Origin of the sequence: Microbacterium sp. VKM Ac-2870, assembly GCF_015350795.1 — a bacterium.
GTDB lineage: Bacteria > Actinomycetota > Actinomycetes > Actinomycetales > Microbacteriaceae > Microbacterium.
In genome coordinates this window covers 149170-161329 of record NZ_JADKSH010000003.1, presented here as the reverse complement: position 1 = coordinate 161329, position 12160 = coordinate 149170, and the positions used below count along the sequence as shown (strand labels likewise).

The 12160-nt window shown below is 69.0% G+C and carries 11 protein-coding genes and 1 tRNA gene; 8 read left to right on the top strand and 4 right to left on the bottom strand.

The window, feature by feature from the left end:
• The first annotated feature begins 5 nt into the window (after positions 1–5).
• Positions 6–1115 carry a sensor histidine kinase gene (locus ITJ43_RS08095; protein ID WP_194583345.1) on the top strand — a complete coding sequence of 370 codons (1110 nt, stop codon included), beginning with the start codon at positions 6–8 and terminating at the stop codon, positions 1113–1115.
• Positions 1112–1738, top strand: a complete 627-nt coding sequence (locus ITJ43_RS08090) for a response regulator transcription factor (RefSeq protein WP_323741164.1) — start codon at positions 1112–1114, stop codon at positions 1736–1738. The genes ITJ43_RS08095 and ITJ43_RS08090 overlap by 4 nt, the downstream gene beginning before the upstream one ends.
• Positions 1739–1753: 15 nt before the next feature.
• Here the strand turns inward: ITJ43_RS08090 and ITJ43_RS08085 are convergent, their stop codons facing one another.
• The 3 genes from ITJ43_RS08085 to ITJ43_RS08075 are packed head-to-tail and all read right to left on the bottom strand — an operon-like array spanning position 1754 to position 4860.
• Positions 1754–2599, bottom strand: a complete 846-nt coding sequence (locus tag ITJ43_RS08085) for an NAD-dependent epimerase/dehydratase family protein (protein ID WP_194583343.1) — start codon at positions 2597–2599, stop codon at positions 1754–1756.
• Between the two features lie 10 nt (positions 2600–2609).
• Positions 2610–3230 (bottom strand): hypothetical protein, encoded by a 621-nt coding sequence (locus ITJ43_RS08080; protein WP_194583342.1) that lies wholly within the window; start codon positions 3228–3230, stop codon positions 2610–2612.
• 10 nt (positions 3231–3240) lie between these two features.
• Positions 3241–4860, bottom strand: a complete 1620-nt coding sequence (locus tag ITJ43_RS08075; RefSeq protein WP_194583341.1) for an MFS transporter — start codon at positions 4858–4860, stop codon at positions 3241–3243.
• Positions 4861–5283: 423 nt separating this feature from the next.
• On the opposite strand from ITJ43_RS08075, the gene ITJ43_RS08070 reads away from it, so the two are divergent.
• The 3 genes from ITJ43_RS08070 to ITJ43_RS08060 all read left to right on the top strand — a co-directional run bounded on the left by ITJ43_RS08070 (position 5284) and on the right by ITJ43_RS08060 (position 10275).
• A complete protein-coding gene (locus ITJ43_RS08070; protein WP_323741163.1) occupies positions 5284–8361 on the top strand; it encodes a family 43 glycosylhydrolase in 3078 nt (1025 codons plus the stop codon).
• An 86-nt stretch (positions 8362–8447) separates the two neighbouring features.
• Positions 8448–9275: a sulfurtransferase gene (locus tag ITJ43_RS08065; RefSeq protein WP_194583340.1), complete on the top strand. Its 828-nt coding sequence runs from the start codon at positions 8448–8450 to the stop codon at positions 9273–9275.
• 16 nt (positions 9276–9291) lie between these two features.
• A complete protein-coding gene (locus tag ITJ43_RS08060) occupies positions 9292–10275 on the top strand; it encodes an aldose 1-epimerase family protein (protein WP_194583339.1) in 984 nt (327 codons plus the stop codon).
• Positions 10276–10350: 75 nt separating this feature from the next.
• On the opposite strand, the gene ITJ43_RS08055 is transcribed toward ITJ43_RS08060, so the two are convergent.
• Entirely contained in the window at positions 10351–10551 is a 201-nt protein-coding gene (locus tag ITJ43_RS08055) for a hypothetical protein (protein WP_194583338.1), read from the bottom strand.
• Between the two features lie 122 nt (positions 10552–10673).
• Here ITJ43_RS08055 and ITJ43_RS08050 point away from each other — a divergent pair, with 122 nt between their 5' ends.
• From ITJ43_RS08050 to ITJ43_RS08040, 3 genes are all read left to right on the top strand, one after another.
• Positions 10674–11324, top strand: a complete 651-nt coding sequence (locus ITJ43_RS08050) for an asparagine synthase (protein ID WP_194583337.1) — start codon at positions 10674–10676, stop codon at positions 11322–11324.
• Positions 11325–11393: 69 nt separating this feature from the next.
• Positions 11394–11466: transfer RNA gene (locus ITJ43_RS08045), tRNA-Arg, on the top strand.
• A 152-nt stretch (positions 11467–11618) separates the two neighbouring features.
• A complete protein-coding gene (locus ITJ43_RS08040; protein WP_323741162.1) occupies positions 11619–12149 on the top strand; it encodes a DUF4395 family protein in 531 nt (176 codons plus the stop codon).
• Positions 12150–12160 lie beyond the last annotated feature (11 nt).

Sequence of the window (12160 nt, the reverse complement as noted above, 5' to 3'; positions counted from 1 at the left end):
AGACCATGACGCTGCAGCAGGCGCGCGTTCGCGGCAAGGGCTCCGGTTCGGTGTGGGAACGGTACGGCTGGGTGATGGCCGCCGTCTGGCTGGTCTTCCTCATCTATCCCGTCGCCGGGTTGCTGCGGTCCGCGGTCGGTGCGGGCTGGATCGTCACCGGCTGGATCGCGCTCGTCTCCTTCGTCGTCGTCTACATCGCCGCGTTCCTCAACGGCATGAGCGGCGACGGCGGGGGACTTCTCACCCCGCCGCGACCGATCCAGTGGGTCGCTTTCGCGGCACTCATCGCCTGCGCTGCCCTGACGATCCCCGCCGTGGGCGGAAACGCCCTCAGTTTCGTGCCGTTCATCATGTCGTTCGCGTCGTACGGTCTCACGCGCTCCGCGCACTGGATAACGATCGCCGGAGGCATCGGTGTCGCGGGCGCGGTCGTGATCCTGCTTCCCGACGGAATCGACTACGTGGCCGTGCTCGCGATCATCGTGCTCCTGGCGACCGTCAACACCGTCACCACGGCGCTGATCGTCCGCTCGGTCCAGGCCCAGCAGCTCGAAGTCGAGCTCGCCACGAGCGAAGGGCGCGAAGCGGTCGCGCGTGACGTGCACGATCTCATCGGGCACTCGCTCACCGTGGTGCGGGTCAAGGCCCAGTTGGCGCGCCGACTCATCGCGACCGACCCGGAGCGAGCCGACGCCGAGCTGGCCGACATCGAGGCGCTCACGGCGGAAGCGCTGGCGGGGGTGCGCGAGACCGTTGCCGGGGTACGCGGTGCGACGCTCGCCGACGAGCTCGTCACGAGTCGTGACGTGCTGCGGTCTGCGGGCGTCGGGTTCGTCGTCGAGGGCGACGCCGAAGCGCTCTCGCCCGCGCAGGCGATCACCGCGAGTTGGATTCTGCGGGAGGCGACGACCAACGTCTTGCGTCACGCGGACGCCTCCGTCGTGAAGGTGCGGATCGATCCCGGGGGGCTCCGGGTCAGCGATGACGGCCGCGGCATCCGAGGCACGGAAGGCAACGGGATGAGGGGCATGCGCGAGCGCGCGGCGATGGCCGGGGCGCGCATGTCGGTGAGCCCGGTCAGGCAGGGCGGCACGGCGGTGGAGGTCACGTGGTGAGCGCAGACACCGTCGAGCCGATCAGCATCGTCCTCGCCGATGACCAGGCTATGCTCCGCGGCGCCGTCGCAGCGTGGCTCGATCTCGAACCCGACATGAAAGTGGTGGGAGCTGCGGGCGACGGTGACGAGGCCATCCGCGTGGTGGCGGCGACCCGCCCCGATATCTGCCTGATGGACATCCAGATGCCCGGCATGGACGGCCTGGAGGCGACGCGCGCTCTCCGATCGGTCAGCCCCGGCACCCGCGTCCTCATCGTGACGACGTTCGCACGTCCCGGCTACTTGCGGGCCGCCCTGGATGCCGGTGCGCACGGCTTCGTGGTGAAGGACGCCTCTGTCGAGCAGCTCGCTGATGCCATCCGCCGGGTACACGCGGGTCTTCGTGTGGTTGACCCGGCGCTTGCCGAGATGAGCCTGTTCGAGGGGGCGAATCCGCTGACCGATCGTGAGCGCCAGATCCTCCGGCTCGCCGCCGACGGTCGGGATGCTCCGGCGATCGCCGCCGAGGTGTTCCTCTCGTCGGGAACGGTGCGCAACAACCTCTCCGCCGCGATCGGCAAGCTGGGCGCGTCGAATCGGTCGCAGGCTGTGCGCATCGCGCAGGAGAAGGGCTGGCTCTAGCGCCCGGTCGCCGGGTCAGACCTCGTCGCGCCAGGAGTGGTGCGGTGTCCAGCCCAGCAGGCGCTCGGCCTTGGCGGTCGAGAACAGCGAGTCGTTGACGCCGAGCTCCCCTCTGATTTCCACGTCGGGGAACACCTCGGCGACGAGCGCGCTGTTGGGGCGGCTCATCACGGTGTCGCCCGCGGCGATGAGGAAGTGGTCGAAACCGGCGGGTGCCACTTCGAGCGCGCGGGCGATGACCGCGGCGCCGTCCCGCGCATCGATGTAGCTCCACACGTTCCACTTGCGCTGGGTGGCATCCGCGTCGAACGACGGGAACTCGGCATAGTCCTCGGGAACCATCACGTTCGAGAAGCGCAGTGCGGTGATCGACACCTCGGGGTGCCAGCGCACGAGCTCCTTCTCCATCGTCTCCTCGAGGTGCTTGACCAGCGAGTACACCGTCTCCGGTCGGGCGTCGTACGCCTCGTCGACGGGCAGGTAGGGCGGCGGAACATCGAACGGGAGCCCCTGCACCGTCTCGCTCGACGCGGTGACGATGCGCGTGATGCCGAGGCGGATCGCGGCCCACATGACGTTGAAGGTCACCGCGATGTTGTTGTGGAACGTCGCCACGTCAGAGCGGATGCCGGGAGCCGGAATGGCCGCCAGATGCACGACCGCGTCGAGACCGCTGTGCTGGTCGTCGACGGCCTGGAGGGCGTCGACCGTCTGGCCGTAGTCGGTGAAGTCGACCTGCACGAAGCCCCCGCCGCGCGTGCCGACGACGTCCATACCGATGACGTCGTGGCCGGCCTCTCTGAGCTCGCGGACGACAACGGTTCCCAGCTTTCCGGATGCCCCGGTGACAGCGATGCGCATGGGCCCGAGCCTACCCGCGGTCGAACTCGGGGCGGACCTCCGCGATGCCGTCGAGCTCGGCCTGCACCCGCCGGTGAAGCCGCCGCCCTTCGTCGAGGAATGCCGCATGGTCGGGCATCGGCTCTTCGGGATCGTGGTCGTTCCAGCGTGCGTTCCAGGAGTCGAGGTCGCCGACCAGCGCCGGACTCAGCCCGAGTGCTGCGGGGGAGGCGGGGTAGTTCTCGGTGAAGCTCTCCCAGAGCGGGCTCTGCGCCCACCCCAGGAACATGCGGATCACCCGCAGGCCGTCCGGCAGGACGACCGGCCGCCCGGTCCGGGCCTGCGCGGACAGGTACCGGTCCTGCATGACGCGGCGTGCCGCCCACTGGCGAGGCGACCGTGGCGGCTCTCGATAGTCGTAGCCGGAGAGCCAGGTCAGCGTCTCGGGTTCTTCGTCACCGCAGACGAGCGCCAGGGACCACAGCCACGATTCGTCCCCGCGATGGCCGGTCTCGAGCGCGGCATCCACCGCACAGTCCCAGATGTCCGTCGCCGTCACCGCCGGTTCCGCGCTCGCGAAGGTGTAGAGGCGAAACCGCGGATCGTCGTGTGTGGTGACAACACCCTGCGCGTTGGCCTCTTCCGCTCGCATCTGCCCGAGCCTAGCGCCGGTCGATCGCGCGCAGCCGGGCGGCGCCGATGAGTCCGAGCAACAAGAACGCCGATGCGATCAACAACGACCAGCGGGTTGCGTCGGCGAAACCCGCGGAGAGGGCCTGCACTGCGGCATCCGTCTGCGTGCCGAGTGCGCTCGCCGTGCCCTCCGCCCGCAGCTGGGAGATGAGGGTCCCCGCAGAGGTGCGGGTGGCGTCGGCGAGTTGGGATGCCGCGGGACCGGTGATCCCGGCAGCCGTCAGCGCTCCGGGAAGCGTCAGGGTCAGTGACACAGACAGGGCCGCCCCGGCGAATGCCGTCCCGAGAGCGGTGCCGATCTGACGGACGGTCGACTGCGTCGCCGAGCCTTGACCGCTGATCTCGACCGGCACGTCGCGCAGCACGGTGCCCGTCAGCTGCGCCGACGCGAGGCCGAGGCCCAGACCGTAGACGACCAGTGGCAGGGCGATGAGCCCGCCGGGCGTGGTTGCACCGGCGATGAGCGCGAGGATCAGGATGCCGAGGACTTCGAGGGCCAGCCCGATCAGCACCGTGCCGGGGGAGCCGAAGCGGGCGGCGAGGTGTCGGGCCGCCGCCCCCGACGCGAAGGCGCCGAACGCCATCGCGGCGAGCACCAGCCCGGTCTGCATGATCGACAGGCCCAGGGATGCCGTGAGGTAGAGCGGCAGGACGAAGATGATCGCGAATTCGCCGACGGCCACCATCGCGGCCGTGACGTTGCCCCACGAGAACGTCCGCAGGGAGAACAGATGGAGATCGAGCAGGGCGTCACGCTGCACGCGTTCGCGGTGCCGCTCCCAGAGGACGAACAGAGTGAGAGCCACCGCGGCGACCGCGAGACACACGGGCACGATCGAGATCGGTGCAGATGCCGGCCAGACCCACGAACCGAGCTTCAGATCTGATTTCGGCGACCACCAGCCGAGGTCGGGTCCCTCGATGATCGCGAAGACGAGCGCACCGAAGCCGATCGCGGACAGCAGGGCGCCGTCGACGTCGGCGCCGCGGCGGAAACCGGAGCCGCGTGTTTCGGGAACCGCCCACACCGCCAGCGCGAAGATGACCGCGCCCAGCGGCAGATTCACCAGAAACACCCACGGCCACGACGCGTACTGGGTGAGCACTCCGCCCACGAGAGGCCCGATCGCGGCTGCTCCGGAGATGACGGCACCCCACACTCCGAAGGCAGCCGCGCGGTAGCGGCCGCGGAACACCGCGTTCACGGTCGACAGAGTCGACGGCATGATGAACGCGGCGCCGACGGCCTGCGCGGCGCGCGCCGTGATGAGAGCGCCTCCCGTGGTGGATGCCGCGGCCCACACGCTCCCGCCGACGAAGACCACGATGCCGAGCAGGAAGAGAGCCTTGCGGCCGAAGCGGTCTGCGAGTTTGCCGGTGGAGAGCAGGAGAGCCGCCAAGAGAACGGCATAGAGGCTCGACACCCACTGTGCATCGGTGAGGTCGAGACGAAGATCCCGGATGATGTCGGGCATCGCGACGCCGACGATCGTGCCGTCGAGCACGATCATGCCCAGGCCGGCCGCGAGCACGGCCAGCCCCATCCATTCCCGCCGAGACGGCGCCGCCTCCTGTAATCCTTCAGTCATGCTGAAAGTATGCGCCCCTGCGGCGGCGCGTGTCCAGGCCTCCGGGCCGTGTTATCGATAGCCCGGAGAAATGGCCGCGAAAACGTTGCCTCGCCACTCTGGTACCGGTAACATCGCGAACGTTCCATCCGAAACGGGATGTCGGGGGCAGTGTCGCTCACCCGAGCGCTGCCGTTCCCGCACAGACCGGACGACTCCCCGGTCGGGGGCCGATGGGTCGTGCTTGCCGGCACGATCCGCCGCTGCACGTATCCGTGCATCCCCCGTCCGAGGAGCCGTCGGAGTGTTCCTGACTGTGCGCAGGCGGCGAAGCCGCCTCGGTCCGGAACGGCGAAAGTGTACACCTCGTGTTGCGTGGTGTCACTGAACGCCGAGACTCCTGCGGTGGGCGCACCGAGGTACCCAATCAAAGGAGTCATCGACGTGAGTCACCACAGAAAACCACCCACTCGGTCACGCGGGGCGGTGCTGCGACGCGCGGGCGCGCTGGCAGGCATCGGCGCACTCGTGCTGTCCGCCCTCACGACCGCGCCTGCCACGGCGGCCACCACTCAACTGCTGACCAACGGCACGTTCGAGAACGGGATCACGGGGTGGAGCGCCCCGTTCGGCGGCACGCTCGCCGCCAGCTCCGATGCGCGCACGGGCACCGGCGCCATCCAGATCTCTGCGCGAACCGGATTCCAGTCCGGCCCTGCGGCGACCGTGACGGGGCAACTCACGACCGACCGTTCGTACGATCTCTCGCTGTCGGTGAAGTACACCGGTGAGCCCGCGACGCAGAACGTCAACGTGACCCTCTGCACGGCTTCTCGCAGTGCGTGCGCTCCTGTGGTGAGCGGGCAGGCGAAGTCCGGCGAGTGGCTCACGGTGACCAAGACCTTCACGCCCGCCGTCGATACGTATGACTACCTCTTCGTCGAGACGCCGTGGAGCGCCACGGTCGCCTCGTTCGTCGTCGACGACGCGTCGCTGACCGTCCAGAGCACGACACCGACCACGCCGAGCGTGCCCGAAGTGCCGGTCGTTCCCGGCAACCTGCTGCCCGACGGCCGGTTCGTCGATGGTTTCACCGGCTGGCAGTCCCCGCGCGGCGGTACGCTGGCGCTGACGACGGATGCCGCGAGCGGCGCCAACGCGCTCAAGATCTCGGGCCGCGAGAACACGCAGTCCGGTCCCTTCGCCAGCGTCACCGGCAAGCTCGAGGCCGGGGCGGGCTACCGCCTGTCCGCGAAGCTCAAGTACACGGAGGGCGCCGACACGCAGCAGTTCAACTTCACCTTCTGCCCGGCCAACTTCAACGGCTGCGACGATCACGGCCAGAACTTCACGAAGGGCCAGTGGGGATCGTTCTCCAAGGAGTTCGTCGCCGACCAGCGGCATCCGGGCATGGACTGGCTGTTCGTCGAGACCCCGTGGAACTCCAACGCGCTCCAGGACTTCCAGGTCGACGAGCTCTCGCTGGTGAAGATCTCCGACGCCCCGGCGACCCCGGGCTTCACCTCGCTCGAGAAGGTGCAGACCAAGCCCCTCGGCGACCACAACCCGCTGGTGGGCCACAAGTTCGGCGCCGACCCGCACCACCTCATCTACAACGGTCGCCTCTACATCTACTCGACCAATGACACGCAGCAGTACGAGGCGAACAGCAAGGACGCCAACGGTCTGCCGACGCAGTCGAACGGCTATGGCGCGATCACGACGCTGAACGTCATGTCGACGACCGACATGGTCAACTGGGTCGATCACGGCTCCGTGCCGATCGCCGGCCCCGGAGGGGCCGCTCCGTGGTCACGCAACTCGTGGGCTCCGGCGGCGATCGAGAAGGACGGCAAGGTCTACCTGTACTTCTGCGACAACGGCACCGGCACCGCGGTGGTCGTGGGCGGTTCGCCGCTCGGGCCGTGGACCGACCCCGTCGGCAAGAAGATCATCCCCGACACCGTGTCGCGCGACTACATCAACGGCGGCGGTTTCCCTGCCGGGATGTGGCTGTTCGACCCCGAGGTGTTCATCGACGACGACGGTCAGGCCTACCTGTACTTCGGCGGCAACTCGCAGATCGGCACGGGTGCCAACGTCCAGGGTCCGCAGAACCCGAAGTCGACGCGTGTCGTGAAGCTGAAAGATGACATGGTCACCCTCGACGGCGACCCGGTCGAGATCGACGGCCCCGGCATGTTCGAGGCATCGTCCATCTTCAAGCGGGACGGCAAGTACTACTACTCGTACTCGTCGAACTTCCAGGTGCGTCCCCAGGACGGCCTGTACCCGCCCACGGGCGCGATCGCGTACATGATGACCGACGACCCGATGAAGCTGCCGGCCTCGAAATATGCGGGCGTGGCCTTCCAGAACCAGAGCACGTTCTTCGGCGATGGTAACGGCGGCAACAACCACTCCGACATGTTCACGTACAAGGGCGAGACCTACTTCACCTACCACGCGCAGACGCGCGGGGCCGCGTGGGCACAGGCCCTCGGCACAGCCGGAAAGACGCAGGGCTACCGCTCTGTGCACATCGACAAACTGGAGTTCAACGCGGACGGCACGATCAAGCCGGTCGTGGGCACCCGCAAGGGCGTCGCCCAGGTCGAGAATTTCAACCCGTACCGCACGTTCGAGGCCGAGACGCTGGCCTGGCAGCTCGGCATCAAGACGGCGGCGACGACCCAGCCGTCGGCGGAGTTCCCGGAGCACAACGGCAGCGGCAACATGGCACTGTCGAGCATCGATGACGGCGACTTCGCGGCGCTGTCGCAGGTCGCTTTCGGTGACGGTGCGAAGTCGGTGTCGGCACGCGTGAAGCCCCTCGTGGAGGGGGCGTCGATCCAGGTGCGTCTGGACAACGTCGACGGCCCCGTCGTCGCGACGATTCCGGTCACCGGAACCGTCGGCGAGTGGACGACCGTGTCGGCGAATGTCACGGGCGCCACCGGCACGCACGACGTCTTCTTCGTGTTCGCCCAGCCCACGGCCGCCGCGGCTGCCGCAGGCGGTACCGACGCGAAGCTGTTCGAGGTCGACAACTGGGCGTTCGCGCCGGTGTCCGACGTCCCCGTCGAACAGGATCCGTCAGTTGTGCTCAGCACGACGCAGGTGCACGCCGGCGACACGATCACCGTGACCGGCAGCGACATCGCCGCCTCGCGCGTGGAGGTGGGTGTCGCCAGCACCTACCGGGCGCTCGCGCAGGCGGACGTCACCGGCGGATCGTTCTCGACGCAGGTCACCATTCCGGCCGACCTCGAGCCGGGGGCGCACACCATCCAGGTGCGCGTCGCCGGTGACGTCATCGCCTCGGCGGGCATCACGGTGCTCGCCGCCGCTGTCGACCCCGGCCCCGGTACGGCATCGCCGACGCCGCAGCCGGCGGCGGGCGGATCGACGCTGCCCGCGTCGGGCGGCACACCCGACGGGCTGATCACCGGAGCGATCATGGGGCTCCTGCTGTTGGCCGCCGGTGGTGCTCTCGCATGGCGCCGTCGTCGACTCAGCTGAGTCGAGGCTGATCGGATGATCGAGCGGGCGGATGCCGGACCCACCGGCATCCGCCCGCGTGCCGTCACGGGCGTAACGTCGACCTCATGAACAGTCTCCTCATCGATGCCCGCGCGCTGGCCGTGGAGCTCTCGTCCGCCGAGCCGCCCGTCGTCCTGGATGTGCGCTACCGTCTCGACGCTCCCGACGGCAGTGCGGCGTACCGCGCCGGCCACGTGCCCGGGGCGATCTATGTGAGCCTCGATGAGGAGTTGGCCGCGCACGGGGCGCCCGAGGAGGGGCGGCATCCGCTGCCGTCGCCGGAGGCGTTCCAGCGGGCCGTGCAGCGCTGGGGGATCGATGACGGCGATCGGGTTGTCGTGTACGACGACTGGAACTCGTTCGCCGCGGCGCGCGCGTGGTGGATGCTCTCCGACGGCGGTGTCGACGTCCGGGTGCTCGACGGGGGTCTGCGTGCGTGGCGCGACAGCGGCGGCGCGCTCGAGGAGGGCGATGTGGAGGTCGCGCCCGGCACGGCGACGCTGACCCCCGGTCACCGGGCGCGTCTGGACATCGATGCGGCCGCTGAGCTGGCGCAGACCGGCGTCCTGCTCGATGCGCGGGCGCCCGAGCGCTACCGCGGTGAGGTCGAACCGCTCGACCCGGCAGCCGGGCACATCCCGGGTGCGCGTAACGCCCCGACCACCGAGAACCTCGCCGCCGGTGCGGGCCTGCTCAGCGCCGGTGAGCTCCGCGAGAAATACGAGGAGCTCGACGGCGAGACGATCGGTGTGTACTGCGGGTCAGGGGTGACGGCCGCGCATGCCGTGCTCGCGCTCGCCATCGCCGGACACGAGGCTGCGCTCTACCCGGGCTCGTGGAGCCAGTGGTCGAATACTCCCGACCGGCCGGTCGCCACCGGCGACGGTGCCTGACACTACGATGTTCACGATGCCACAGTCACCTGCTCAGACGCCCCCGACGTCCGTTCCCGCTTCGGGTACCGACGTCGTCCTCCGGTCCGGATCGTACGAAGCGCACATCGCCAGTGTCGGCGCGTCGCTGCGTTCACTCACGCTCGACGGGCGCGATCTCGTCGTGCCGTTCGCCGCCGACGAGGTGCGCCCCGCCTATCGCGGAGCGACGCTGGCGCCCTGGCCCAACCGGGTCGTCGACGGCGTCTACACGTTCGCGGGCGTCACGTACAAACTCGCCCTGACCGACCCGGGCAGGCCCAATGCGCTGCACGGCCTGGCCGTCTGGCTCGACTTCGCGGTGGTCTCGCAGAGCGAGGACGCGGTGACTCTCGCCGCGGTCGTCGTTCCGCAGGCGGGCTATCCGTGGCGGCTCCGTGTCGAGACGACCTATCGCCTCGGTGCCGACGGCCTCACGCAGACGGTCGTCGCCACGAATGAGAGCGCGGATGCCGCGCCGTTCGGCACCGGCCCGCATCCCTATCTCGTGGCCGGATCGGCGCCGCTGGACGAGTGGTCGTTGACGTTGCCGGCCGACCAGGTTCTCGAAGTGACCGACAATCAGCTCGCTCCGATCGGGCTGGCGGAGGTCGCCGGTTCGGATCGCTTCGACTGGCGCTCCCCGCGCGTGCTCGGCGACGTCGAGATCGACCACGCCTTCACCGGCCTTTCGCGCGTCGACGGCGTGGCGACGGTGCGGGTCGTCGACCCCTCGGGCACGGGTGTTGAGATGGTCTGGGATGGAGCGTGCCCGTGGGTGCAGATCCACACGGCCGACCTGCCGCTGCTGTCGAACGGCGGTATCGACCCCGGCCATCGGGCCGGGCTCGCCGTCGAGCCGATGACGTGCGCTCCCGACGCGTTCAACGCGCCGCGCTACGACTACGACGCGGGACTTCTCGTCGTCGAGCCCGGATCGTCCGTGTCGGCCTCCTGGCGCATCGCGGGCATCACTCGCTGAGGCCCCCGTCGCGCCTGCACACGAGGAAGGGCCCCGGGGATATCTCCCCCGGGGCCCTTCCTCGTTTCGGAAACGTCACTCGTCTCCGCGGATCTCTTCCTTGATCTCGTTGCGCTTGTGGACGGAGTCGCGCTCGGCTTCGGCCTTCTTGACCTCGGCATCCGCCTTCACTTCGTCGACCTTGTCGGAAACGCGGTCGACGGTGTCTTCGAAGCCGTCCTTGATCTTGCGGCCCGCCGTCTCCGCAGCGTCCTTGGCGTCATCGATGAATCCCATGGTCGACTCCTCTCGTGGGTAGGGACTCCAGGGTACGAAGAAGCCGCCCGAGGCAGAAGGGGTTGTCGCGTCATCGCACGCGTGCTAACGCTCTTCCGTAGGATCGGGGGTGAGGGAGTGTCGTGGCAGACAGCAGCAAACGCATACGCACCCGTGACGTCGTCGCGGAGGGGCTGTACATCGCGTCGGCGGCGACGCGGCTGAGCCTGAAGAACACGATCCTCGTGCACATCCTCGCCGACGGCGAGGACTTCCATCCCGATCGCTATCTTCCCGAGGCGAAGGCGGCGCTCGAGATGCTCGCCGCCGAGGCTGAAGCCGATGCAGCGCGCACCGAGCGGGAGCGGCGCACGGCGCGCGGGCGGCACAGCGACTCCGACGGTACGCACGACTACCGCAGCCGCGATGTGCGCAACCTCCGTCGGCGTCAGAAGCAGTCGCTGCATGTGGCGCACGAGCTGCGCCTCCGCGCCGCCGACGAGGTAGAGCTGCGCAAGCTGGTGAACGATGCACGGGATGCCGCCTGGTCGGAGGTGGCGGGAAACATCGACCGCACGCTGCGCATCGAAGCGGCCCGTCCTGATCTCGATCCCGACTACGAACGGATGCGCACGGCCCGCATGCAGGCGCTGCGTCTGGTCGACCTGCCGAAGCTGCGGGCGCATCGCCGCAGCGTGAGCGCTCAGCAGAAGAAGCGAGCAGCCGGTGTCGAACCGGACGACGTCGCGGAGCGCTCTGAGGCGGCTGCCATCGACCCTGGGGAGTGGGAGTAGCCGCCGATTCGGCGGATCCCCGCGGTTAGGATAAGCTGTTCCTCGGCCCTCTGAGAGGTTGCCGAAACTGCGCCCGTAGCTCAATGGATAGAGCATCTGACTACGGATCAGAAGGTTAGGGGTTCGAGTCCCTTCGGGCGCACACTGTGTTGAGACAGTACTGACGAAAGCCCGCGGATCTCCGCGGGCTTTCGTGTTTCCGGGGTGACGCCGCCGTGAGTATGAAGAGCGGTGAGCATGAAGAACTGTGACGGTGCAGGCTGTTCCGGCAGCCGATCCGCCTAACGTGGCACCGTGGTGAACTCCTCCGACGCCCCGTCGTCCCTCCGCCCCGCCGGTATCGACCCACGGGGGCCGCGCTTTGCGGCATCCCTCACGGCGCTGCTGCTGCTCGTCGGCGTCTTCCTCGCGCTCGTCGGCTCGTCGACGCAGCCGGCCGCAGCGCTCGGCGAGCGGGTGAGCGACCCGGCCTTCGTCCTGCTCGTCGTCGTGGATCTGCTCTTCGTGTGGGGCTTCGCCGTTCCGCAGACCGCGCCGTGGGGTGCCCTCTACCGCGCGGCCATCCGCCCGCGCCTGCAGCCGCCCACCGACCTCGAAGACCCGCGGCCCCCGCGCTTCGCCCAGGTGATCGGGTTCGCGGTGGTGACGATCGGACTTCTGTTGCACGTCGCCGGCGTCGCGTGGGCGCTGCCCATCGCCGCCGCCGCCGCCTTCGTCGCCGCCTTCCTCAACGCCGTCTTCGGGCTCTGCCTCGGATGCCTGCTCTACCTTGCACTCGCCCGCGCGGGTGTGTTCCGTCCGCAGGGCGGCCTGCTCGGCTTCTGATCCACGTGCGG